Below are 23,774 nucleotides of genomic sequence, written 5' to 3' on the forward strand. Positions count from 1 at the left end.
TTCAAATGAATTGGCAAAATTTAATAGGCTACAGTGTTTGGACTGTTTATTTTATTGTCAGTAAGTTCTAAACGACTTAAAAAAGGCAATGTCAGTCGCATTGTTTCTTGGCATAAAAGCCTTTAGCAGGCCACTGCTTGCTGAATGGCAAAGCTGCTTAACCGTCCATTTTTAAAACCAAAGTTGAGATAAGCCGTGTAGGGTGGGGCAAAGTCTTGCGGTTCTTTTAGAAAGGTTTTGATTTCATTGGGCTGCAAGAGCAAAACTTGGGCTTCACCTGATGCTACCATGCCTTGTGCACTGTATTTAAAGTCTTGTTTAAACTGCTGCAAAGTATAATTCGGTGTGATCTGAATATTTTGCACGCGTATATTTTCGCTCATCGCTTGGGTGCTTTTCCAGTCAAGCCAAACACGGCCTTTGATTTGACCGAGTTGTTTGAAACTCGCTTTGTCCTTATAGAATTTTTCAGCCTGAGTCTTGGGATTATCTTCGTTAAAAATCTCAAATTTTAGGGTTTTGGGTTGAGCACTTGTAATACTGTATTCATAGTTGCCTGTACATTCGGCATATTGTTTACTGGTTTTTCCATTCGGAGGAGCGAGTAATTGACTGACTTGATGTGCTGTCACAGGTGCATTGAGTTCAACCTGATTCACTTTCACACTGGTGACGTAGTTATAGGGATTTGAAGCTGCATGGCTGAGCATCGGCAAAAGACTTAGACTGATCAATAGAGTTGTTATTTTCATCGTTATAGCTTTTAAAAATTTTGTTTGCCAGATTATATAAAACTTAGACCTGAAAAAAAGCTCCCAATATTGAGAGCTTGATTTTGTTAGCGCAGTTTAGATAGCCAATCGCCAACGGACTGTACAATTTGCACCATGATCAACAGCACAATTACTGTGAGTATCACGACACTGGTGTCAAAACGTTGATAACCATAAGAAATAGCAAGGTCGCCAATACCGCCTGCACCCACTGCACCGGCCATCGCGGTTGCACCAATTAAGCTGATGGTGGCTGTGGTTAAGTTTAAAATCAGTGAACTGCGTGCTTCAGGTAAAATAAACTTAAAGATGATTTGTAGCGGAGTTGCACCCATGGCTTGTGCAGATTCGATAATGCCTTCATTCACTTCCAGTAATGAAGTTTCCACCAAACGACCAATGTATGGTCCGACATAGATGGTGAGCGGAACAATTGCAGCCCACGTGCCAATCGATGTTCCGACGATGAGTTTGGTTAAAGGTAAAACCGCAATCAGCAAAATAATAAAGGGTAGAGAGCGCAGAGCATTCACAATCGGGTTCAGGCTGTGATAAATCGCTTTGTTTGGCAAAATACCATCAGGACGTGTGACCAATAAAATGATGGCCTGAATAAAGCCCCAAATACAGCCAAATAGCATTGCAAAAAACACCATATGAAATGTTTCTTGCAAAGCAGTAATAAACTGATCAATTGATAAAGAGCTTTTCCAAAAAGGTGCTGTGATTTGAGTTAACCACTGGACAATTAAATCTCTCATGCCAGCTCTCCTGATTGTTCAACAGCCACACCATGTTGTTTTAAAAACTCAACCGCTTCAGCGATCAGGCTTTCATCGCCCAAGAGCTGAACAAACATTTGCCCAATCACATTGCCATCAATTTCAATCATGTTGGCAAACAGGATATTGAGACTAATATCAAACTGCTTAATTAAGTTTTGAATTACGGTTTCGTGGGCAGAGTTACCCAGAAATTGTAAGCGATAAATACTATGATGATGCTTATGTTCGAGGTTATTCAGAAGCTTAATAGGTAGCTGTTGATGCAAAATCGTTTGAATAAAATTCTGTGTCGTTGCATGTTGTGGGCGACTAAATAAGTCCACCGTTTTCCCAGTTTCAACTACTTTGCCGAGTTCCATCACGGCCACATGTGAGCAGATGCTTTGAATCACATCCATTTCATGTGTCACCATGACGATGGTAATGCCTTGCTCTTGATTGATTTTTTTGAGCAAGTCTAAAACTGACTTGGTGGTTTGTGGGTCTAGTGCAGAAGTCGCTTCGTCACAAAGTAATATTTTAGGATGGTTGGCAAGCGCACGTGCAATACCGACACGTTGTTTTTGACCACCCGAAAGCTCGTCTGGATAAGCTTCTTTTTTGTGTTTGAGATCAATAAACTCAAGTAGCTCATTCAAACGTTTTTCACGTTCAGCTTTGCTATAACCTAAAAGTTTCATTGGCATTTCAATATTGGCTGCAACGGTTTTGGTTTGCAGTAAATTAAAATGCTGGAAAATCATGCCAATATTTGCACGTTCTTGACGTAATGCTTTTGCATCTAATGCAGTAAAGTCTTTCTGATTGATAATCACTTGGCCTTGAGTTGGGCGTTCAAGTAAATTGATCAAACGAATGAGGGTACTTTTACCTGCACCACTATAGCCAATAACGCCAAAAATACTACCTTCTGGAATGTCCAAATTGATTTGGTCCAGTGCAGGAATGATTTGGCCTTTCAGCTGATAGTGCTTTGAAATGTTTTTAAATTGAATCATATCGTCAAAAACTACACAAAAATGAAAAAACAGGCAAAGAGACTTTGCCTGTTTCGTTGATTTGATTATATTACTATTTAGCTTGAGTAAGGTAGCTTACTGGCTTGTTCACATCAATTTTTGTGCCGCCAAAATGTTCTTGAACATATTTGCCTACTGCAGCGACATGGTAAAGCTCACCGACTTTTTTCAGTACAGGGTCATTTTGACGCGCTTCAGCCACCGCAAGTACGTTCACATTCATTTTTGTGGTTTGATCGATTGGTTCATAGTAAATCGCATCTTTCAATACGTTTAGACCACCTTCCATTGCAAGGGTATTACCCAAAACAATTGCATCAACTTCGTCTTTCACACGTACAGCTGTTGCCATTTGAATAGGCTTGATGACGAGAGCTTTGTTGTTTTCAACGATGTCTTTCGAAGTGCCCTTCACGAAGTCGAAGTCATTTTTTAACTTCACTAGACCCGCAGATTGTAATAATAACAATGCACGTGATTCGTTCGCGCCATCATTTGGAATGGCAATCGTTGCACCATTTTTAAATTCAGCCAGTGTTTTTACTTTGCTTGAATAGATGCCCATTGGCTCTAGGTAGGTCGTTGAAAGTGGTGCAATCTTTGCTGTGTTTGCTTCGTTATATGCTACAAGGTAAGCATAAGATTGGAATGCGTTGACATCGACTTCATTGTTTGCAACAGCAGTGTTCATTGCAACATAGTCAGTGAAGTTCTTAATGTCTAACTTTAAGCCAGCTGCTTTAGTTTCTGGCAAAGTTGCAATGTGGCGCCAAATATCAGCATCAGAACCAGTCGATGCGATGGTTACTGTCTGCTCAGCTGCTGCAGTATCCGTTTTAGCCGCATCTGTTGCAGGTGCTTCAGGTTTGCTACAACCGGTCAAAGCAACAGATAAACCCAGCGCAATTCCTAGAATTTTTTTCATTTTTTCTTCCCGAGTAAGCATCTAAATGAGGCTTAACTTAGCTGAACAATAGAGAGATTAATTGATTTTAAATCAGGTATGCCTGATTTGATGCATATGACTGTAATGTGAGTTTTGCAAGTGTGCAATTCGATATCAGTCGAATATAGGCGTTCACTTTGAAAAAGATTAATTTTTTCAAATCACTAGAAACATCTCTGCTCAATCGTTAAATTTTGCACATCATACCAACAAACTAATATTTGATATAGAGCATAAAAGTTCAATACTTATCTTATTTAAAGATTAGGATTCTGTAAGTTGTGTGTAATTTTATAATGAAAACAATATATTATTTTTAATTAATTTGTTTAAAAATAATAATTTGCATAAATTTTATGCTTTATAAGATTTTATCCAAACTAAATACAAAAAATAGATAAAAGGGGTAAATGGCAATATGCTTGTTTTATATTTCTTATCTGAATTAGGTATTACATCATTATGCATTAAGAAATTTGTTTGACTATTCTCCGCAGCATTTTAACTGGAAAATAAGATACACACTCGATCCGAATGAAAACATTAGATTGAGTGTGTATCGTACCAATTTAACTCAGCTAATGAATTAATTATGATTTTAGAAAATCTTCAGATGCATAAGTCGGGTTTGGATAGCTGTAGAAGCCCTTACCAGCAAACATACCTAAATGGCCTGGTTTAATAAACTCAGCATCTAATTTCTCCATAAGTGGAGTCATATTTGGGTTGGTTTCTGCATTTAATTTTGCGACGTTGTAAACTGTGTTAATACCAATGATGTCTAAGATCGCGAATGGGCCCAACGGTGAGCCAAAAGATTTCATCCAAGCGCGATCAATCATTTCATGATCTGAAACTTCTTTCACCCAAAGCTCGGTTGCTGAAATTAAAAATGGAACCAACATAGAGTTCAGAAGGTGACCTGGTTGTTCTTTGTAAATTGGTAAAGCCATCATGCCAATTGCTTTAGCAAACTCAACTACATCATCGAATACTTTTTTGTCAGTTCCAGCATGGCCCATAATTTCTGCCATGTTAAAAGTCCAGATTTTATTAGAAAAATGAAGTGCTAAAATTTTTCTGGACGACCAGTAAGATCCTTGAAATGGCTTGGTAGCATTGTAGATGTATTGGTTGCAAATACGGTTTTTTCAGGAGCTACTAGGCTGAGTTGTTTATAAAACTCAGTTTTAATATTCGCATCTTCAGGCACTGCTTCAATGACTAAATCCGCATCTTGCACGGCTTCTGCAAGGTTTGAATAGTAACTGAGATTGTTAAATGTATTGTCGAGTTGTTCTTGGGTCGCATTAATATCGCGTTTATAGCATTCGCTTAATTCAAAGAACTTAGCTTTGGCTTTAGCAAGTACTTCGTCATTAATGTCATATACCGACACTTTAAAACCATGAAAAGCAGTTTGAAACGCAATTTGATAACCGAGTACACCACTGCCAGCAACAGTTACATTCTTAAAATTCATTTTGTATTCCTTGTTTTATCCTTGATGAAAAATGTAGTGTTCATATCCATGTGCTACATTTATTCGCGCCAGCATTTTATGTGTTTGAAGCGCAAAATTGATGAACAAATAAATTGCTCATAGGGCTATTCTGCCGTGGCTTTTTTATGCTAACTTGACGTAATGAGTCAATTTTTTGACGTATTGAGACAGGGATTGTGGAAATGAATCAGGAAGATTCACTCGCAGTTGAGTACCCGAAAAATATCCATGAGGATATGGTGCATAGTTCAGGGCTACGTGGCTATTTAAAGGTAATGCACAACTGGGTGCTGACGCAATGCCGTTGTTGGCCAAGCATGGAATGCAACTTGCACAATTACAAGATGACAATGCATGGATTTCGCATACAGCACTCATTCAACTTCTAGAAGAAAGTGCGCAACAGGCCAACTGTGCCGATTTAGGTATGCGGATCTCTCAGTATCAAGATATTTGCATTTTGGGCGTACTTGGGCTGATCTTGCAAAGTGCATCGACACTTCGTGAGGTGATTAAATACAGTTCAGATTTACTGTTTTTACATGGTTCTGCTTTACGTTTATATATTAATGATCGTGTTAGCACAGATGTATTTGAATCCAACTCGGATATTGTTGAACTTATTTTTGATATTCAGCTCCATGACGCTACACATATTTTAAGTAAACGACAAACCATGGATATGGGGCTTGCTGTGTGTCATCGGGTTCTACGTTATTTGAGTGGTGAGCGTTATCAGCCGCTCCGAGTTGCACTACCGCACAGTCCAATTGCTCCCTTAAATGTGTATAAACGGTTTTTTCATACCGAAGTCATGATCGATCAACAGCATGCAGCTTTGTATTTCCACAGAGATATGTTGAATATTACTTTAGATAGTATTGATCATGGCTTACGTGAAATTTTAGACAGCTATCTGGAGCGGAGTTTTCGGAGTCATCAAGGTTTATTTAGCGATCGTGTTCGACATGCGATACGCATTCATTTATCGGGTCCAAAGGCCAAGAAAACAGATATTGCAAATATGCTTGCGATGCATCCTCGAAGCTTACAACGTAAATTGGATGAAGAGGGTACTAGCTTTGAGCAGATTCGAGATAAACTCAGACAACAGTTGTTGTTGCAATATTTAGCTGACTCAAAAGCATCGATGAGCCAAATCGCTTCTGTACTGGGGTTTTCCGAGCAGTCAGCATTAAGCCGTGCTTGTAAAAATTGGTTTGGTGTAACACCGAGACAGCTAAAAAAGCTTCGCAGCGGTTTGCAATAAAAAAACCCGCATTTAGCGGGTTTTTACAGTATGAATGCTTTTAAGCATTTTCACGTGCAATAGCACGGTAGCCAATATCTGTACGATATTGCATACCAGTAAATGTAACTTGACCACAAACTTCTAAAGCATTGATTTGCGCTTCAAGTACAGTATCGCCAAGAGCTGTGACACATAAAACACGACCACCCGCAGTCAAGATGTGACCGTCAGCACTCATTGTTGTGCCCGCATGGAAGATTTTTGTGTTTTCAGGAGATTGACCAAGACCAGAGATTACGTCACCTTGACGAACAGTTTCTGGGTAGCCTTCTGCTGCAAGAACAATACCAATTGATTTGCGTTCATCCCATTCAGCTTCTGCTGGAAGATTACCTGCAATACCAGCTTCAACCAGATCGACCAATGATGATTTTAAACGCATCATAATCGGCTGAGTTTCAGGGTCACCAAAACGACAGTTGAACTCGATCACTTTTGGTTGACCTTGCTCATCAATCATCAAGCCTGCGTATAAGAAACCTGTATAAACGTGACCGTCTTTTTTCATACCTTCAACGGTAGGACGCATCACTTCATTCATGGTTTTTTCAAATACATCTGCAGTCACCACAGGAGCAGGAGAGTAAGCACCCATACCGCCCGTATTTGGACCTTGGTCGCCTTCAAAAATACGCTTATGGTCTTGAGATGTTGCCATTGGTAAGATGTTGTCGCCATCAATCATACAAATGAAAGACGCTTCTTCACCCGCAAGGAATTCTTCGATCACAACACGAGAACCAGCATCACCAAACTTGTTGCCCGCCAACATGTCATCAATCGCATCAAAAGCTTCTTGATTGGTCATGGCTACAATCACGCCTTTACCCGCAGCAAGACCATCGGCCTTGATCACGATTGGCGCGCAATTTTTTTCAACAAATGCTTTCGCTGCATCGACTTCAGTAAATACATCGTAGAACGCAGTAGGAATGTTGTGGCGTTTTAAGAAGTGCTTAGCAAAGGCTTTTGAGCCTTCTAACTGGGCAGCAAATTGAGTTGGGCCCCAAATTTGAAGCTCTGCCGCGCGACAAGCATCCACTACACCATTTACCAGCGGTGCTTCTGGACCCACAATAATCAAATCTACTGCATTATTTTTTGCAAAGTTGATAATTGCAGCATTGTCTAAAATGTTGAGTGCAACATTTTCACATTTGTTTTCTGTTGCAGTTCCTGCATTACCTGGTGCAACAAAAACTTTTGCAACTTTTTCATCTTGCGCGATTTTCCATGCCAATGCATGTTCACGACCGCCATTACCCAAAACTAAAATGTTCATCGGTTCATACTCCATGAATCGAAATGACATAAAGTCCTCAGCCTAAGAAGGAGAGGACTTTATGTAAGATTTAGAAATCTGTTTTAAACCACATGTATGACTTTGTCATTACGGTCTGCATCTATCACTTAGTGACGGAAGTGACGCATGCCCGTGAAGACCATCGCAATACCTGCTTCATCTGCAGCAGCAATGGTTTCTTCATCACGCATTGAACCACCTGGTTGGATAATACATTTAATGCCTGCTTTCGCTGCATTATCAATACCATCTCGGAATGGGAAGAATGCATCAGACGCCATTACAGCACCCTCAACCACTAAGCCTGCATGTTCCGCTTTAATTGCAGCAATACGCGCTGAGTTAACACGGCTCATTTGACCTGCGCCTACACCAATGGTTTGACGACCTTTAGCATAAACAATAGCATTTGATTTTACGTATTTCGCAACTTTCCATGCAAAGATCAAGTCATCAATCTCAGCATCCGTCGGTGCACGTTTCGTCACGACTTTTAAATCATCTTTGGTGATCATGCCTAAGTCTTGATCTTGAACCAATAAACCGCCATTGACGCGTTTATAGTCCAATTGTGGCGCACGCTCATCAAGTGCAGGTAATTCACCGCAAATGAGAACACGAACATTTTTCTTCACGCCAGTGACTTCAAGTACGCCTTCAGCAATGCTTGGAGCAATGATCACTTCCACAAACTGACGGTCAACAATCGCTTGTGCAGTTGCAACGTCTAATTCACGGTTAAATGCAATGATGCCGCCGAAAGCTGATTCAGGATCTGTTGCATAAGCCAAGTCATATGCCGCTTGAATACCATCTAAAGACACCGCAACGCCACATGGGTTTGCGTGTTTAACGATGACACAAGCAGGTTTTGCAAATGATTTCACACATTCAAGTGCGGCATCTGTATCTGCAATGTTGTTATAAGAAAGTTCTTTACCTTGCAGTTGTTTCGCTGTTGAAACAGAGGCTTCAGTTGCTGTACTTTCTACATAGAATGCTGCTGATTGATGCGGGTTTTCACCATAACGCAAGTCTTGAGCTTTATTTAATTGTGTATTGAAGGTACGTGCAAACTTGTCTGCTTGACCCTCTTCCTTGCCTACGCGAGCGCCTAGGTAAGAAGCAATCATGCCATCATACTGTGCTGTATGTTCAAATGCTTTAACGGCTAAGTCAAAACGAGTTTCGTAAGACAAAGCACCATTTGCTTTTAGCTCAGCAATAACAGTGTCATAGTCTGTAGCATTGACCACAATACCGACAGAAGCATGGTTTTTCGCAGCAGCACGCACCATGGTTGGGCCGCCGATGTCGATATTTTCAATCGCATCTGCAAGTGAGCAGTTCGGTTTAGCGACAGTTGCAGCAAATGGATAAAGGTTCACAACCACAAGATCGATCGCATCAATATTGTGTTCAGCCATCACAGCTTCGTCTAGACCGCGACGAGCTAAGATACCACCATGAATTTTCGGGTGTAGCGTTTTTACACGACCATCCATCATTTCTGGGAAACCCGTATGCTCTGAAACTTCAACTACAGCGATATTGTTGTCTTTTAACAACTTATATGTACCGCCAGTAGATAAAATTTCTACCCCTAGAGCAACAAGGTTTTGAGCGAACTCTACAATGCCAGTTTTATCGGAAACAGAGATTAAAGCGCGTTTAATGGTCATGATCTTCGTCACAGTTATCAAGAATTAAAACAAAAAGTCAAAAATAGCAGGTAAAAAAAATGCCCGCGGAAGCCGCAAGCATTTTATCATTTATTCACTCATTAAACCGTGAGCTTTTAACTTTTTACGTAAAGTTCCACGGTTAAGTCCTAGAATCTCCGCAGCACGTGTTTGGTTACCGCGGGTATATTCTAAAACTACAGATAGAAGAGGTTTCTCCATTTCTGCCAGCACCATGTCGTAGACCTGAGATGGTTGCTCGCCTTGCAGTTGTGCAAAATAGTGGCGAACTGCGCGATCTACGTGAATACGAAGAGCGACATCAGACTGTGCAGTAAAAATAGGAGATTTGCTATTCATGCGAAGTAATCCGAAAAATCTAAATATCACTTGGGTAAAGTGACATATATAAAGTGGTCTAAAATTAAAATGAACTTCGTTTTAGATCCTAAAACGACTAGTTCTAAAACTGTACATTTAGCATGCCACAATATCGCTAAGTTGGTCGAAATATAAGCGTAACAATAGTTAAATATTTGTTACCGACCTTTTTTAAACAAAAAAATCTGCTCAATACGCGATATTTCGATAACGCGCATTTTTGCTGATGTTCTATTTGTATTAAAAGACTGAGGAGATTGCAGCACTAAGCTTTTGTGGCGCGTATCATACCATTGTCTAAGAAAAAGTGAGCAAGAAAACTGCATTTTTTTTCACTTTTTTTACATTTTTTTTAAATTTTAGGGCTGGACTATTTCTAAACTGTAATGATTGAAGCTTTTACGGCTAACTGGCAGGCTAAATTTGAATTTGAACGGACTATTTTTAGGAATTCGTTTGATTCCAACGAGACTATCAATCAAATATTCATTTGCATGTAGTTGATAGGTTGAATCGACTTCACCATCCACTTTTAAAATGACCTTAAGATCTGGTAGGGGAAGACTGGTGTCATGATAATTGATCAGTTCACCTGAAAATTGAGTTTTCTGTGCGTCTACACGTTTTACTTTTAATTTATTAATGCTGATCAGACTATAACGTTCTTGTAGGCTGCTACAGTTCAGTACGAAACAAATTTTATTATAGGTTGCACCTAATGCGGGGCTGTTATTGAGGATATGTGGGTTAAACCATAAGTATTGGAAACACAATAAAGCCAATAAGCTGAAGTTAATCATACCCCAAAGCATATAGTACATCGGGCTTTTTTGCGGTTTCGCTGGATTGTTGTCTGCCAAATTCATGGCAGGATAATTACCAATCGGGTCGGTACTAAAATAGTTTAAATTGTTTAAATAGGTTTTGAGGTCAATGTTGGAGTGCTCAACTTTCAGGTTGAAAATATCAAGTAAATTTGATGTCGACATTGAAAGCGCAGCAGATTGTGATAAATCAAAATGAATGCTGTCTACACGAGGAGAGGAAAATGCTGAATTTGAAGACATGCTCATGTCATTCTGATTCGCTGATTTTTTCTCACCTGTGTCAAAAGTATGACCCGTGGTTAAATGCGAGAGCGCATTAAAGGTCATCGAACACTTTGGGCAACAAACCATACCTTGCGCAACAGTGAGTTGCGCAACACTTACTTTGTAGATGGTTAGGCATTTAGGGCAAGAGGTTTGTTTGTCGCTCATAGTGTATTAAGAGTTCATTTAAAGGGTGTGGCGTTTACCCGAGATTCGGCACCAGTTTTCATCACGTTTCTCGACCTCTAATATATCAAAAAACTCAGAATAAACACTAGAAACATCAGAAACTTGCTCTTCAATTACACCTGCAAGTGCGAACTCTCCCTCAGATTTGACCAAAGTTGCGAATTCCGGCGCTAACATCATAAGCGGGCCTGCCAAAATATTTGCAACAAAGACATCTGCTTTTTGGTCAGCCAGCTCTAAATTGAACTCGTCTGGTAAGCCGACATAAAGGTTCTCAGCCACGCCATTGAGCGCCGCATTTTGTTCAGTGGCTAAAATTGCTTGTGGATCAATATCTGTGGCATAGACTTTTTTTGCACCAAGGAGTAGAGCAGCAACACCTAAAATACCTGAACCGCAACCATAGTCGATCACGATTTTATCTTTAACATCAGTTTTACCTAACCACTGCAGGCAAAGAAAAGTAGATGCATGGTTCCCCGTACCAAACGCTAAGCCTGGATCAAGTTTAATGTTGACTGCATCTGGTTCTGGTGCTTCCATCCATTCAGGAACGATCCAGTATTTGTCAGCAATTTGAATTGGTTCGTAGGCATCCATCCATGTACGTTCCCATTCTTGGTCTTCAAGAAATTCGCTACGCATCGGTGCATCAGGCATTTGAGTGCGAATAAACGTTTCTAATGCATTGACATCAATTTCTTCGTCGTCTTCTTGCGCATAGATACCTGTCACAATGACTTTATTCCAAAGTGGCGTTTCACCTGGAAGTGGTTCAAGTAAGTCTTGGTTTTCTGCATCATCTAATGTGACACTGACTGCACCCAAAGATTCTAAAAGGGTTTCAGTAAAATCGACTTGCGCTTGATCAACCGTAATATGAATTTGTAACCACTTCACAGGAATAACCTAATATTTATGTATAAATAAATATTGTAGCGGAACGGGGGGCAGTTCGACAGCATTCCTCAAAATAAAAAAGGATGCCGCAGCATCCTTAGACCTACATGTGTTCTAGGCTTGTTCTGTGCTGGTTTGAACCGATGGGTCATAACGGTTGAGTAATGTCCCAAAGATGGCAGCAAAGATATACATAAAAATAGAATAGACCGCTGCAGGCATGGCAATGGTGGTACTGGCCATCACGGTGAGTGCAATGGTCATGGCAAGGGTGCTGTTATGAATGCCAATTTCAAAGGCACAAGCCCGTGCTTGAGCACTGTTGATCCCCAGTAGTCTCGGTACAAAATAACCAATCATTAAACTACAAATACAGAAAATGACGGTGGCTAAACCGACCTGAGTCAGATACTCCAGAATATGTGCGCGTTCTTTGGCTATTGCTCCAACAATGATTAAGACCAAAAATACAACAGAAAAAATACGCAATGGCTTATTCAGCTTCTTGGTAAAAGAAGGTGCATAGTGGCGAATCAACATACCAATACAGACGGGGATAAGAATAATCGAGAATACCTGCAAGATTTTACTAAACTGCATACTGACGTGTTGTCCATCCTGCATAAAGTACTGAATGGCAAAGTTGACAATTAGCGGCAAGGTAAACGCTGCAATAACGGAGTTAATGGCTGTTAAGGTAATATTGAGCGCAATATCACCTTTAAACAAATAGCTAAATAAGTTTGCAGTACTACCACCTGGAGAAGCTGCTAAGAGCATTAAGCCGACGGCAAGCAGTGGCGGTAAGTTGAGTACTTTGCAAATTACAAAGGCAATCCCAACAAGAAGTACCAACTGACAAAATAAAGCAACCAATACTGCTTTGGGATGTTTGCTGACGCGTGCAAAATCCTTCGGGGTTAACTCTAAGCCCAAACCAATCATGATGATGGCAAGAGCTAGGGGTAACATAATCGTTATCATTCCTGAGTCCATAGGTGTATATTCTCCTTAAAATTATATAAATCATGACCGTGAAATTATTCAGCTGCGGTCTCTTTCTTCAAAAATAAACTGTCATTTCTTCGCGAGATTAATAAGCCTAATAACGCAGCAAATACAAACATGAAAATAGAATAAATACCGGCAGGAATGGCCATGGCGGTGTTGCCTAAGACTGACAAGGCAACCGTGATGGCAAGTGCGGTGTTGTGAATGGTGATCTCAAAAGAGCAGGTTAAGGCTTGTTTTTCTGGAATATTGGCCAGATGTGGCACAAAAAAACCAATAAACATGCTACAGAAGCAGAATAAGGCTACGGCTGGCCCAATCTCAAACACATATTCAACAAAATTATGTCGCTCTAAGTACAGTGCGAGAAAAAAGATAAAAAGAAGACAGCTTGCAGACAAAATACGCATTGGGCGGTTTAATCTGTCGGCAAGTTTTGGAAAGTAATAACGTAAAAACATGCCCATACTGACTGGAAGTAAAGTGATGAAAAAAACTTTCATCATTTTCATGGCGGGCATGTCAACGGGTTGTGATGTTTGTAGAAAGTACATCAGTGAAAAATTAATAATAAAAGGAAGGGTCAGTGTTGAAATGATGGAGTTCGTGGCTGTAAGAGTAATGTTGAGCGCAACATCACCTTTAAATAAATAGGTCAATAGGTTTGATGTTGGCCCACCTGGTGAGGCTGCAACGAGCATCAAACCAATCGCGAAAATAGGCGCTAAATTTAAAAATTGGCAAATGAGGAACGCAATGCCCACCAGCAGTACCAACTGTGAAAATAACGCGATGAAAATGACTTTGGGATGCAGTGTGAGGCGATAAAAATCAGCTGGGCGTAGGTGTAAACCAAGACCCATCATCATCAAGGCCAAAGTCAAAGGCAAAAAAACTGTAAACAATTCCGAATCCATGGAATCCCTTTTTTATTCGTTTTTATCTTTTGTGTTTTTGAGTGTATACAGAATTCAATAATTTACAAGGTAGAAAAAAGGGTAAAAAATGGACTATTTTTCACCCTTAATACAGCATGAGCTTTAAGTTGTTTTGATTACATTCTTGGTTTAGGTGCTACAAAACCAAGGGCACATTTGCCTTTGATTTCTTTACCTTCGATATTGATTGATGTCGTTTTTGAGTCGCCTTGGCAAATGCTGGCTAACTCAGCTTCATCACCATGAATATTGGCATTTTTTGAGCTTGGGAAAAATTGAGGTTCACAGGTACCATTCCAAATAATACCTCGATAGGCAAAACTAACCGCTGTTCCTTGTGACTTGCCTTTACAGACTTGTTGATAACGTTGACTATCATAGACCTTTTCAACTTTGTCGTTGGCTGATACAAAAGGCGAAAAAAATAAACCGCAGAGAATGGATGAAAAAAGAATCTTCTTATTCATAATGCTTACCTTTGGTTGTTGTATGATCAACTTATAGGATAAAAAATGATCAAATTAATACAAGGCTTTTCAGGTAACAAAACGCATCCTTTGTTGAGTTTTTGCTACTGCTCTGCAAGTAAAATTACATAAACCTAGCGCTGGTGCAGTAAGCACAGCACCGCATATACAATAAATTCCACGGAATCTGTGAACTTACAATCGAAAATTTGCTATAATCTTTCGTTATCATTTTTTAATCTCCTTTACCACTATGCATTATCCTAAAGTTTACGATGTCATTGTTATCGGCGGCGGTCACGCAGGTACAGAAGCAGCATTGGCTGCGGCACGTATGGGGCGACAGACTTTACTCTTAACTCATAATATTGAGACTTTAGGGCAGATGAGCTGTAATCCAGCAATAGGTGGTATTGGTAAATCGCATTTGGTGCGTGAAATTGATGCCTTGGGCGGTGCAATGGCATTGGCTGCCGATAAAGGTGGTATTCAGTTCCGTATCCTAAACTCACGTAAAGGTGCAGCCGTTCGTGCAACACGTGCTCAGGCAGACCGTATTCGCTATAAAGCCGCGATTCGTGACACTTTAGAAAACCAAGCAAATCTCGATATTTTCCAACAAGCCGCAGACGACCTGATTGTTGAGGGTGATACTGTAAAGGGCGTTGTAACTCAAACGGGTATTCGCTTTGATGCGAAAACAGTTGTACTCACCGCAGGGACGTTCTTGGGTGGTGTAATCCACGTTGGTCTTGAAAAATCAAGTGGCGGCCGTGCAGGTGATCCACCTTCAATTTCACTGGCACACCGTTTACGTGAATTGAATTTGCCAGTGGGTCGTTTAAAGACAGGTACGCCACCACGTATTGATGCGCGTTCGGTTGATTTTTCTGTGATGATTCCACAGCCGGGTGACTTCCCATCACCGACGATGTCATTCATGGGTGATGCATCTATGCACCCTGAACAAGTGAATTGTTATATTACCCATACCAATGAAAAAACCCATGACATCATCCGCGGCGGTTTAGACCGTTCACCGATGTACACTGGTGTTATTGAAGGTGTGGGGCCACGTTACTGCCCATCCATTGAAGACAAAATTCACCGTTTTGCCGATAAAGACTCACACCAAGTATTCTTAGAGCCTGAAGGTCTAGATACACATGAGCTTTATCCAAATGGTATTTCAACTTCACTTCCGTTTGATGTGCAGTTTGAGCTGGTTCGTTCAATTCGCGGGATGGAAAATGCGCACATTTTACGTCCGGGCTATGCTATCGAGTACGATTATTTCAACCCGCAAGCATTGAAGTTTACTTTAGAAACCAAAGCCATTAATAACTTGTACTTTGCTGGTCAAATTAATGGTACGACAGGTTATGAAGAGGCAGGTGCACAAGGCTTGCTTGCAGGCTTAAACGCTGCGCGTCGTGCGTGGGATCAAGAGCAATGGACACCAAAACGTGATGAAGCCTATATGGGTGTATTGGTAGATGACTTGATTACGCTCGGTACGAAAGAACCGTACCGTATGTTTACTTCACGTGCCGAATATCGTTTGATGCTACGTGAAGACAATGCGGATCAACGTTTAACGCCAGTGGGTCGTGAAATGGGCTTGGTGGATGATGTGCGTTGGGCAGCTTACTGTGAAAAAATGGAAGCCGTTGAACAAGAAACTGGTCGCTTACAACACCTTTGGGCTGCACCAAATAACCCGATGGGTAAAAAGTTTGTCGAAATGACAGGTGCGGATTTATCGAAAGAGTGTTCTGCGATTGATTTGTTAAAACGTCCGAATATTTCATTTGCTCAAATTGCGGAACTCACACGTTCAGAAGTGTCTGCACAAGTGGGCGATCAAATTGAAATCGCGGTGAAATATGCAGGTTATATTAACCGTCAGCATGAAGACGTTGCGCAAATGAAGCGTTTGGAAGAAACTAAAATTCCAGCCGATTTTAATTATGATGTTGTTTCAGGTTTATCTCGTGAAATTACTTTAAAATTGAAAGATGTACGTCCTGAGACATTGGCTCAAGCAAATCGTATTCCGGGGGTAACACCTGCAGCAGTGCAATTGATCATGATTACGATCCGTAAAAATGCACAAGCGAAAAAATCTGCTTAATATTTGAAAGTTATTGAAAAAGTCCGCTTTATGCGGGCTTTTTTTTGGGTAAAATCTGCGCAGGGGTAATATACAATAAAAAATAAGGTGAATTATGTCATTACATTATAAAAGTGGAGAAGATATTCGCGCGGGTGATGTGGTTATCTGGCTCAATCAAAGTGGTGAGTTTTATCAATTTGATCAAGCTATTATGAAAGTTTGGGAGGTTGCTAAAACCAATGATGGAGAACTTGTTGGGGTAAATTTAATGCCACCAGAAGCTGAATCTCCTATGCAGATGCTGAGAGCATTGGTTCGACCCGAAGATCCTGAGCCATCTTCTGACATTGTGAAAATGAAAGATGTTCCGGGACTCTATACCATTACACGATGGTTTCTACCCATTGAGCAAGTATCTAAAAGTTTGGGATTGATTGAACGTATTGAGTATTTCTCTGAGCATGAAACCGGACATGGAGCGTTAATCCTTCAATTAATTAGAGATAAAACCGAGCAATATCGGGGTATTTATCAATATTATTTGGCAGATAAAGCCTATCAAGAGCGTGAGTTTCAGCTCTATATTGATTTACTACGTCAATCTGCTCAGTCGGGTTATAGCCCTGCGATGTGTCAGTTAGCGCAGCAATTATTCATAGGCGGAATTTTACAAAAAAGTCTGGAAGGAAGTTTTAACTGGTATCGAGAAGCCGCGTCCAAAATGGATAGCATTGCGCTATATCAGCTGGCGGGATGTTATGCACGAGGTCAAGGCACTGAACAAGATTTACAAAAAAGTTTGCAGCTCTTGGAACAATCATCTGAACAGGGGTGTTGGGCAGCCACATTGGGGTTGGCGGCTTATTATCGTTTTGGCTGGTTAACGTGTTTCTTGGTCAATTCAGTTTATCCAAATTATGGTGTGGTGAGCGAACATGTGATTCACTTGGCACGAGCATTCTATTTGTATCATCGAATTGCATCACAAGCACCTGAAACTGAAAAAGGTGTTTTGGCAAATGTTTATTATCATTTAGGCTGGATGCATCAAGATGGTATTGGGACTCAACAAGACTACGAACAATGTGTCTATTGGTATCAAAAATCTGCCGATCTGGGTAATCCCGTTGCGATCAATAATTTAGCGGATAAGTATGAGCATGGTTTAGGTGTACCACTTGATTTAGATATGGCAATTGGACTGTATCAACAAGTAGCAGGTCAGGTCATAGCGGCAGATTTAAGTTTGGGTCGTATGTATTTAGAAGGACGAGGTGTTGAGCAAGACTTCGAATTGGCTCGAAAACATTTAAATGTCGTACTGGATGCGCGTATCAGTGGGATAGATGAGATGCAGGCAGAAGCAATGCAATTAATAGCATCCTTTACTGAAGAAAGTCCACTGCAACAGGCTCAACATGTTCTCAAAAATGCACGGGACTACTCAATTGATCAGGTTAATGAACAAATCCGAAAGATTGATTCATTTCTGCATATGGATGAATCCAAACAACTATTCTTCAAACTATTTTTATTGAATGCCCAAAAAGGTGAGGCATCTTCACAGTACCAAGTGGGTTATTGGTATTTAAATGGCTTGTACACTGAGAAAAATTTGGAAGAAGCCGTGTATTGGATTCAAAAAGCGGCTGATCAGAAAGACCAATATGCGGAATGTAAAATTGGTTATTTGTATGAAAAAGGGCTCTATTTTAATGCAGATTTAGACGTCGCACAAAAATGGTATGAGCGCTCATTACGAAAACCTTGTACATCGTATACGCCTGAATATATCGGAGAACAGTTGAATCCTGAATATTTTAAAATGTATGACAGAATCAATAATGAAGCACTCAAGGGATTGGTGCGTATTGAAGAAAAGCGGCCTAAACGTAGCAAGTGGCAATTTTGGAAGAAATAAACGCGGATGATTTGTAACGATTGCTGATGAGGGCGGTTTTTGAGATCGGCATTTGGAAATGCAGAAGGCTAATCATAAGCCTGCTGACCATAAGGCTGGCTTTTTGTTTTGGCAGATAAACAAAGCAAAATAGTTGTTTAAGATAAAAACAGATAAAAATAGCCAATCATGTTATTTCACAAAAGTATCGCCATCTTTTAAATTGATTTTACGTTCTTAACATGAGGTCAACACCATGACGATGAAATCGATCCGTTTTAACAGTGGAGAACTTGCATGCCAATGCTAGTTTGTATCAATCACCAAAAACAGCGCACTTATCTTGGTTTAGGGGAGGCATTAAACCAAGATGAGCAATGAAAACGACAAACGCAAGCAATTCAAATATCTAATACCAAAAAGACTATAAAGCCCCGAATACTTGGGGCTTTTTTTATTTTAGTCGGTGATGGTCTGATTAACTGCATCACGAACTTCTTTGGGTTCAATGTGACTAATTTTATGCCCAAAACTACGTAACCACCACACCAGTTGATTGGTAAAAGGGACGGTCGCATGAACCAAGATTTGCCCATTTCTAAGCGGTTCTAAAACCTGATTGGTACTGAGTTTGGTTTCCTCCAAATACAGCGCATCTATTTCAGTCATAGTCAGGGTAAGTGCAACGGTTTCTGTAGGTTTTGAAAAGTCTACACGGAAACCTAATGCACCAGATTCGATATATTCATCGATATCAAAATTGACTGGGTGTAATGCACGAGTGTTTAAAACCGTCGCTGATTTGAAACGGTGCAGTGCAAAGGTTTGAATATCAGTTTTGTCGTGGCGGGTACAAATCAGATAAATAATTGCACCTTTTTGAACCAGTGCCAGCGGGTTGAGGGTATAGGTTTTTGCTTCAGCCGCTTGGTTTAAGCCTTGATAAACGCATTCCAGCTGTTTGTCTTGGAGTAGTCCTTCATAGATGGCTTGCTGTGCTGTTTTCTCCACAATCGGGGGAATCAGCGGTTGTGTCGCAGGGACAATGCGTACGCGGTTAATCCATTGGCGTACATTATTTTGGGTAGAGAGGCTACGACGTGCTAAGTCAAACCATGGATTCATTTCTTCAATTAAGCTTGGAGGAAGAAGATGTTTAAGGTGTTCTTCAACCATCATAAACGTCACCGCTTGAGAGCTGGTCATGTGCGGTAAGCTTTGAATCGGAGCATCAGAACGCCAACGCCAACCTTGAGGCACAGCCCCATTGTTTTCAATCGGGAAGCGTTGAGAGATTTGGTTTAAATCACGTTGAATAGTTCGCAAAGTAATGTCGATTCCTTCACGTTGTAAAATCTCTTGCAGCTCTCGAGTGCCCATCCATTTTCCAGTGGAAAGACGAGACAAAATTTGCCATTGGCGATAGAGACTATTGGACGTTTCTTTTTCTTGTATAGACATAGTTTAATAAAATTTAGGAGTCGAAAATACTTACTTGAATGTGAACACAATAAGAAAACTCATTCGTTTAAGCAAGCTTTGCTTGAACTTTTTCAGTTATATTTTTTGACACAACTTAATGCGAAATAGAATTGAAGCAATGCGTTTTTTATCGATTAATAAACAAAGCATCTTTAGAAATCCATGGCATAGATATTGCTACGTATGGGTTATATATCGATAACAATTGAGAGGTTTGTATGTTTAAAGAAGATAAAGATACAAATGTAAATACGATGTTGGACGGATATAAGCTTAACTCTCCTGTATTAAATCCGATTCACTCTCATGATCGTCTATCGAGCCAGTCTGTTGGATTGTTTCATCAAATGACCTCGAATTTCTTTAATGAAATGACAGATGACCAAGCGATGTCGGGTGAGGCTTGTGCGCGTATTGAGCACTGGTTGTCACAGCATAGTGTAGAAGAACTCGAAGAACTAAACCAAATTGCCAAACAGCATTTTTTATATGAAGGTATTACGTTTACTGTATATGGTGAATCTGAGGGCATTGAGCGCACCATTCCTTATGATTTAATTCCACGTGTGATCGCTAAACAACAATGGAATAAAATCTCCCTTGGCTCTGCACAACGTGTACGGGCTTTAAATCTATTTTTACATGATATTTACCATCAACAAGACATTCTCAAAGCGAAAATTATTCCAGAACTGCAAGTGTTGACGCATGAGGCTTATCAACCGCATATGTATGAGCACCGTTTAAAAGGTCAGATTTATAGCCAAATTAGTGGAATTGATATTATCCGGGATGGGCAGGGTGAGTTTTATGTGCTCGAAGATAATTTAAGAACGCCGTCGGGCGTGTCTTATATGCTTGAAAGTCGTAAGATTAGTGAAAAACTCATGCCTGATTTGATGCAGAAGAACCATATTTTAGGCATCGAACAATACCCACAATTACTCAAAGAAATCTTGGCTGAAAATGCTTATGTCGATCAGCCTTTCATCGTGGTGTTGACACCGGGACGTTTTAATAGTGCCTATTATGAACATGCTTTTTTAGCCCGTGAAATGGATGTGCCTTTGGTGACATCGCGTGATTTGTTTGTAGAGCATGATAAGGTCTATGTCAAAACCATTCGTGGCCGTCAACGAGTAGATGTAATTTACCGCCGTTTGGATGATGCATACCTTGATCCGCTGTGTTTTATGCCGAATAGCACTTTAGGTGTTGCAGGGTTGATGTCGGCTTATTTGAGTCATAACGTGGTTATTGCGAATGCACCAGGCACAGGAGTTGCTGATGATAAGTCGATTTATCCTTATGTCGATAAAATGATTCAGTTTTATTTAGGTGAAAAACCTATCTTAAAAAATGTTCCGACATATCAATGCTGTAACAAGCAAGATTTGGCTTATGTACTCGAGAACCTTGAGCAGTTAGTGGTCAAAGAGGCGCAAGGTTCGGGTGGGTATGGTATGCTGATTGGACCGCAAGCCTGTAAAAGCCAAATTGAGCAATTTAGAGATAAGCTCATGGCGACGCCGCATTTATATATTGCCCAGCCCACATTAGAACTTTCTGTCAGTCCAACCATGACTGAATCGGGTGTGTCTGAGCGTCATATTGACCTTAGACCGTTTGTGCTCAGTTCACCGTATCGTACCGAAATTGTCCCTGGTGGTTTAACACGTGTTGCGATGGAAGAAGGTTCGTTGGTGGTCAACTCATCCCAAGGAGGAGGAATTAAAGACACTTGGGTCGTGGAAAACTTACATTCATAAAATAAACAAATATGAGGGTAGAACTATGATTTTATTAAGCACCAATGCTGAAAATATTTTTTGGTTAGGGCGTTATTTAACACGTACTCAATATTTGTGTGCTCAGTTTCCGTTTACCCAAGATCAGCCTGCAATGGATTATGCGCATGCATTTTGTTTGCCTGCTTTTGATGCGTGCTCACTGAATGAGCTGATTTTAAACCCAAACAATCCTGCTTCATTTAACCAGCAATTTCAAAGTGCTAAGAGTAATGTACAAGACTTGCGCGGGATTTTATCTGCAAAGGCCTATGCGGAACTGAATCAATTTATCAAAAATGCCACTGAAAACACCGCCTATATTTGTGATGTGGTTGGAGAGTGTCAGGATGTACTTGAGTCTGAAGCCAGTGATGTCTTTTTATTCTTTAGTTTGGGGCAAATGATTGAGCAGCTCGACCGTCAAATCCGCCTGAAACAAGATGCACAAAATACTTTAGTTGAAATAGAAAACATCGTCATGTTGTTAAAAGAAATGGGCTGGCTAAATTTGGCACAGGCTTGGCTAGAGCTCAAATCACAACCTGATGCGATGAATTTTTATCATTTTAGTGACTATATTCAACAATTGTTTGAGGTTGATGTATGAAACTTATGATCAATCACCAAACGCATTATCAATATAGTGAATTGGCGCTGAATAGCATTCAATATATCAAAATGACACCCACGAATAATTCACACCAAAAGGTATGTCATTGGCATGTGAGTGTGCCGGGGGAACGCGAAGAAAAACGGGATGCCTTCCACAATATTTGGATTACCAGTTCGCAACGTGAAGCCTATCAACAGCTGACCATAATGGCGCAGGGCATTGTTGAAATCAATAGCTTGGCAGAACATGGCATACAAGATCGGCTGAATCCCAATTTATTTTTACAGCCGACGCTCAATACCCAGTGCAATGCCGAAATGAAGGCATTTGCACATCAGTATGTGCCTGAGCTGAATCGGGAAAATTTGATGAAACTGTCAGAAGCAGTTTTAGCGCATATTCCTTATGTACCTGCCGAAACCTCGGTGCTCACTTCGGCAATCGATGCATTCAATGGGCAGCAAGGCGTATGTCAGGACCATAGTCATGTTTTTATTGCCATGTGTAAGCATCTTGGCTTACCGGTACGTTATGTATCGGGGTATTTGCATGTGCCTGAAACTTCACACCTCGCCAGTCACGCGTGGGCCGAGGTGTATATTGATGATGCATGGTATTGTTTTGATACCAGTAATCAATTGTTCAAACCACAGTCACATATTTATGTGGCCATTGGGCGCGATTATTGGGATGTGGCTCCCGTTCGTGGCGTACGTGAAAAAGGTGGGGTGGAATCGATGCATTCCATGGTACAAGTTTTAAGTTGTTAAGGTTTAGCTGAAAAAGGATGTTCTATGACCTATTGTTGTGCACTTCGTCTGCAAGATGGTTTGGTTTTTATAAGTGATACGCGTACGAATGCAGGTGTAGACCATATATCCGTGTTTAGGAAACTATATACCTTTGGTGTGGAGGGTGAACGCTTTATTGCGATTCAAACCTCAGGAAACTTAGCAACAACTCAAGCAGTGATTGGACATTTAAAAAATCATCTGGAGTTAAGCCAAGAACCGAATTTATATAGTGTCAATACCATGTTCGAAGCGGCTGAGTTGGTTGGACATACTTTGAAAAAAGTCTTGGCGGATATGGCACCAGACACGCAAGAACAAAGTAATTACTACTGTAGCTTATTGGTCGGTGGGCAAATTAAAGGGGCAGAAATGCAACTTTATAATATTTATCCGCAGGGGAATTTTATTTGTGCGACCAAAGATACGCCGTATTTTCAAATTGGTGAAAGTAAATATGGAAAGCCGATTCTAGATCGTGCATTACGGTATGACATGCCCTTAGATGAAGCGGTGAAGTGTAGTTTGATTTCTTTTGATTCAACCTTACGTTCCAATGTTTCTGTCGGATTGCCCTTAGATGCTTTAGTATATACGAAAGATAGTTTACATATTCCAGTGGGTAAGCGGATTGATGAAGAAGATCCGTATTTTTCAAGCATTAGTAAGCAATGGTCAGATACCTTAAGAAAAGGATTGCAAGAATTGGCAAAGCCGACGGATGACTATTTAGTATAAACGTGTTAGATGCTAAAAATAATGAAATCAATCAATTGGGGAA

Annotated in this window: 21 protein-coding genes and 1 pseudogene; 7 read left to right on the forward strand and 15 right to left on the reverse strand. The window is 40.4% G+C overall.

What is annotated here, in order from left to right:
• Positions 1 to 122: 122 nt before the first annotated feature.
• The 6 genes and pseudogenes from HYI04_RS03580 to HYI04_RS16875 form a co-directional block, all read right to left on the reverse strand.
• Positions 123 to 752 carry a hypothetical protein gene (locus HYI04_RS03580; RefSeq protein ID WP_159152839.1) on the reverse strand — a complete coding sequence of 210 codons (630 nt, stop codon included), beginning with the start codon at positions 750 to 752 and terminating at the stop codon, positions 123 to 125.
• A gap of 86 nt (positions 753 to 838) precedes the next feature.
• Positions 839 to 1,534, reverse strand: coding sequence for a methionine ABC transporter permease (locus tag HYI04_RS03585; RefSeq protein ID WP_004696373.1), 696 nt, complete (start codon positions 1,532 to 1,534; stop codon positions 839 to 841).
• Positions 1,531 to 2,556, reverse strand: a complete 1,026-nt coding sequence (locus tag HYI04_RS03590; protein ID WP_159152838.1) for a methionine ABC transporter ATP-binding protein — start codon at positions 2,554 to 2,556, stop codon at positions 1,531 to 1,533. The genes HYI04_RS03585 and HYI04_RS03590 overlap by 4 nt, the downstream gene beginning before the upstream one ends.
• A gap of 73 nt (positions 2,557 to 2,629) precedes the next feature.
• Positions 2,630 to 3,502 (reverse strand): MetQ/NlpA family ABC transporter substrate-binding protein, encoded by an 873-nt coding sequence (locus HYI04_RS03595; protein WP_159152837.1) that lies wholly within the window; start codon positions 3,500 to 3,502, stop codon positions 2,630 to 2,632.
• Between the two features lie 611 nt (positions 3,503 to 4,113).
• On the reverse strand, positions 4,114 to 4,545 hold the full coding sequence (locus HYI04_RS16870; protein ID WP_372239159.1) for a 3-hydroxyacyl-CoA dehydrogenase family protein: 432 nt from the start codon (positions 4,543 to 4,545) through the stop codon (positions 4,114 to 4,116).
• Positions 4,522 to 5,006, reverse strand: a pseudogene (locus HYI04_RS16875) (3-hydroxyacyl-CoA dehydrogenase NAD-binding domain-containing protein); the annotation flags it as partial. The gene HYI04_RS16870 and the pseudogene HYI04_RS16875, both read right to left, overlap by 24 nt.
• 319 nt (positions 5,007 to 5,325) lie before the next feature.
• On the opposite strand from HYI04_RS16875, the gene HYI04_RS03605 reads away from it, so the two are divergent.
• Positions 5,326 to 6,297, forward strand: a complete 972-nt coding sequence (locus HYI04_RS03605) for an AraC family transcriptional regulator ligand-binding domain-containing protein (protein ID WP_228276865.1) — start codon at positions 5,326 to 5,328, stop codon at positions 6,295 to 6,297.
• A 40-nt stretch (positions 6,298 to 6,337) separates the two neighbouring features.
• Here HYI04_RS03605 and purD read toward each other — a convergent pair whose 3' ends face one another.
• The 8 genes from purD to HYI04_RS03645 form a co-directional block, all read right to left on the reverse strand.
• Positions 6,338 to 7,621 (reverse strand): phosphoribosylamine--glycine ligase, encoded by a 1,284-nt coding sequence (gene purD, locus HYI04_RS03610; protein ID WP_159152836.1) that lies wholly within the window; start codon positions 7,619 to 7,621, stop codon positions 6,338 to 6,340.
• A 128-nt stretch (positions 7,622 to 7,749) separates the two neighbouring features.
• Positions 7,750 to 9,324 carry a bifunctional phosphoribosylaminoimidazolecarboxamide formyltransferase/IMP cyclohydrolase gene (purH, locus tag HYI04_RS03615; protein ID WP_159152835.1) on the reverse strand — a complete coding sequence of 525 codons (1,575 nt, stop codon included), beginning with the start codon at positions 9,322 to 9,324 and terminating at the stop codon, positions 7,750 to 7,752.
• 90 nt (positions 9,325 to 9,414) lie between these two features.
• On the reverse strand, positions 9,415 to 9,684 hold the full coding sequence (gene fis, locus HYI04_RS03620; RefSeq protein ID WP_001086304.1) for a DNA-binding transcriptional regulator Fis: 270 nt from the start codon (positions 9,682 to 9,684) through the stop codon (positions 9,415 to 9,417).
• Between the two features lie 380 nt (positions 9,685 to 10,064).
• Complete coding sequence (locus tag HYI04_RS03625; RefSeq protein ID WP_159152834.1) at positions 10,065 to 10,964, reverse strand: DUF3426 domain-containing protein; 900 nt, start codon at positions 10,962 to 10,964, stop codon at positions 10,065 to 10,067.
• Positions 10,965 to 10,982: 18 nt separating this feature from the next.
• Complete coding sequence (gene prmA, locus HYI04_RS03630; RefSeq protein WP_004696394.1) at positions 10,983 to 11,885, reverse strand: 50S ribosomal protein L11 methyltransferase; 903 nt, start codon at positions 11,883 to 11,885, stop codon at positions 10,983 to 10,985.
• Between the two features lie 114 nt (positions 11,886 to 11,999).
• Positions 12,000 to 12,881, reverse strand: coding sequence for a bile acid:sodium symporter family protein (locus HYI04_RS03635; RefSeq protein ID WP_159152833.1), 882 nt, complete (start codon positions 12,879 to 12,881; stop codon positions 12,000 to 12,002).
• Between the two features lie 44 nt (positions 12,882 to 12,925).
• Positions 12,926 to 13,813, reverse strand: a complete 888-nt coding sequence (locus HYI04_RS03640) for a bile acid:sodium symporter family protein (protein ID WP_148825809.1) — start codon at positions 13,811 to 13,813, stop codon at positions 12,926 to 12,928.
• A 137-nt stretch (positions 13,814 to 13,950) separates the two neighbouring features.
• On the reverse strand, positions 13,951 to 14,301 hold the full coding sequence (locus HYI04_RS03645) for a hypothetical protein (RefSeq protein WP_058869877.1): 351 nt from the start codon (positions 14,299 to 14,301) through the stop codon (positions 13,951 to 13,953).
• Positions 14,302 to 14,554: 253 nt separating this feature from the next.
• On the opposite strand from HYI04_RS03645, the gene mnmG reads away from it, so the two are divergent.
• Both mnmG and HYI04_RS03655 read left to right on the forward strand, forming a co-directional pair.
• Positions 14,555 to 16,435 (forward strand): tRNA uridine-5-carboxymethylaminomethyl(34) synthesis enzyme MnmG, encoded by a 1,881-nt coding sequence (gene mnmG / locus HYI04_RS03650; protein ID WP_005400671.1) that lies wholly within the window; start codon positions 14,555 to 14,557, stop codon positions 16,433 to 16,435.
• A 94-nt stretch (positions 16,436 to 16,529) separates the two neighbouring features.
• Positions 16,530 to 18,338, forward strand: a complete 1,809-nt coding sequence (locus tag HYI04_RS03655) for an SEL1-like repeat protein (protein ID WP_005400672.1) — start codon at positions 16,530 to 16,532, stop codon at positions 18,336 to 18,338.
• A 438-nt stretch (positions 18,339 to 18,776) separates the two neighbouring features.
• On the opposite strand, the gene HYI04_RS03660 is transcribed toward HYI04_RS03655, so the two are convergent.
• The gene (locus HYI04_RS03660) at positions 18,777 to 19,778 is read right to left on the reverse strand and encodes a YafY family protein (RefSeq protein ID WP_005400673.1); all 1,002 of its coding nucleotides are present in this window, start codon (positions 19,776 to 19,778) and stop codon (positions 18,777 to 18,779) included.
• A gap of 239 nt (positions 19,779 to 20,017) precedes the next feature.
• On the opposite strand from HYI04_RS03660, the gene HYI04_RS03665 reads away from it, so the two are divergent.
• Genes HYI04_RS03665 through HYI04_RS03680 form a run of 4 tightly spaced genes read left to right on the forward strand, consistent with a single transcriptional unit; the run spans position 20,018 to position 23,731 of the window.
• Complete coding sequence (locus tag HYI04_RS03665) at positions 20,018 to 21,568, forward strand: circularly permuted type 2 ATP-grasp protein (RefSeq protein WP_178895848.1); 1,551 nt, start codon at positions 20,018 to 20,020, stop codon at positions 21,566 to 21,568.
• 25 nt (positions 21,569 to 21,593) lie between these two features.
• Entirely contained in the window at positions 21,594 to 22,196 is a 603-nt protein-coding gene (locus tag HYI04_RS03670) for an alpha-E domain-containing protein (RefSeq protein ID WP_004982053.1), read from the forward strand.
• On the forward strand, positions 22,193 to 22,972 hold the full coding sequence (locus HYI04_RS03675; protein WP_178895849.1) for a transglutaminase family protein: 780 nt from the start codon (positions 22,193 to 22,195) through the stop codon (positions 22,970 to 22,972). The genes HYI04_RS03670 and HYI04_RS03675 overlap by 4 nt, the downstream gene beginning before the upstream one ends.
• 24 nt (positions 22,973 to 22,996) lie before the next feature.
• Entirely contained in the window at positions 22,997 to 23,731 is a 735-nt protein-coding gene (locus HYI04_RS03680) for a proteasome-type protease (RefSeq protein WP_005400677.1), read from the forward strand.
• Positions 23,732 to 23,774: the final 43 nt, after the last annotated feature.

Source organism: Acinetobacter sp. SwsAc2 (assembly GCF_013391465.1).
Lineage (GTDB): Bacteria > Pseudomonadota > Gammaproteobacteria > Pseudomonadales > Moraxellaceae > Acinetobacter > Acinetobacter johnsonii.

Excerpts from the sequence above, each read along its gene's own strand:
- HYI04_RS03580 (WP_159152839.1), bottom strand. The coding sequence starts at position 752 with ATGAAAATAACAACTCTATTGATCAGTCTAAGTCTTTTGCCGATGCTC.
- HYI04_RS03585 (WP_004696373.1), bottom strand. The coding sequence starts at position 1,534 with ATGAGAGATTTAATTGTCCAGTGGTTAACTCAAATCACAGCACCTTTT.
- HYI04_RS03590 (WP_159152838.1), bottom strand. The coding sequence starts at position 2,556 with ATGATTCAATTTAAAAACATTTCAAAGCACTATCAGCTGAAAGGCCAA.
- HYI04_RS03595 (WP_159152837.1), bottom strand. The coding sequence starts at position 3,502 with ATGAAAAAAATTCTAGGAATTGCGCTGGGTTTATCTGTTGCTTTGACC.
- HYI04_RS16870 (WP_372239159.1), bottom strand. The coding sequence starts at position 4,545 with ATGGGCCATGCTGGAACTGACAAAAAAGTATTCGATGATGTAGTTGAG.
- HYI04_RS03605 (WP_228276865.1), top strand. The coding sequence starts at position 5,326 with ATGCCGTTGTTGGCCAAGCATGGAATGCAACTTGCACAATTACAAGAT.
- purD (WP_159152836.1), bottom strand. The coding sequence starts at position 7,621 with ATGAACATTTTAGTTTTGGGTAATGGCGGTCGTGAACATGCATTGGCA.
- purH (WP_159152835.1), bottom strand. The coding sequence starts at position 9,324 with ATGACCATTAAACGCGCTTTAATCTCTGTTTCCGATAAAACTGGCATT.
- fis (WP_001086304.1), bottom strand. The coding sequence starts at position 9,684 with ATGAATAGCAAATCTCCTATTTTTACTGCACAGTCTGATGTCGCTCTT.
- HYI04_RS03625 (WP_159152834.1), bottom strand. The coding sequence starts at position 10,964 with ATGAGCGACAAACAAACCTCTTGCCCTAAATGCCTAACCATCTACAAA.
- HYI04_RS03635 (WP_159152833.1), bottom strand. The coding sequence starts at position 12,881 with ATGGACTCAGGAATGATAACGATTATGTTACCCCTAGCTCTTGCCATC.
- HYI04_RS03640 (WP_148825809.1), bottom strand. The coding sequence starts at position 13,813 with ATGGATTCGGAATTGTTTACAGTTTTTTTGCCTTTGACTTTGGCCTTG.
- HYI04_RS03645 (WP_058869877.1), bottom strand. The coding sequence starts at position 14,301 with ATGAATAAGAAGATTCTTTTTTCATCCATTCTCTGCGGTTTATTTTTT.
- mnmG (WP_005400671.1), top strand. The coding sequence starts at position 14,555 with ATGCATTATCCTAAAGTTTACGATGTCATTGTTATCGGCGGCGGTCAC.
- HYI04_RS03655 (WP_005400672.1), top strand. The coding sequence starts at position 16,530 with ATGTCATTACATTATAAAAGTGGAGAAGATATTCGCGCGGGTGATGTG.
- HYI04_RS03660 (WP_005400673.1), bottom strand. The coding sequence starts at position 19,778 with ATGTCTATACAAGAAAAAGAAACGTCCAATAGTCTCTATCGCCAATGG.
- HYI04_RS03665 (WP_178895848.1), top strand. The coding sequence starts at position 20,018 with ATGTTTAAAGAAGATAAAGATACAAATGTAAATACGATGTTGGACGGA.
- HYI04_RS03670 (WP_004982053.1), top strand. The coding sequence starts at position 21,594 with ATGATTTTATTAAGCACCAATGCTGAAAATATTTTTTGGTTAGGGCGT.
- HYI04_RS03675 (WP_178895849.1), top strand. The coding sequence starts at position 22,193 with ATGAAACTTATGATCAATCACCAAACGCATTATCAATATAGTGAATTG.
- HYI04_RS03680 (WP_005400677.1), top strand. The coding sequence starts at position 22,997 with ATGACCTATTGTTGTGCACTTCGTCTGCAAGATGGTTTGGTTTTTATA.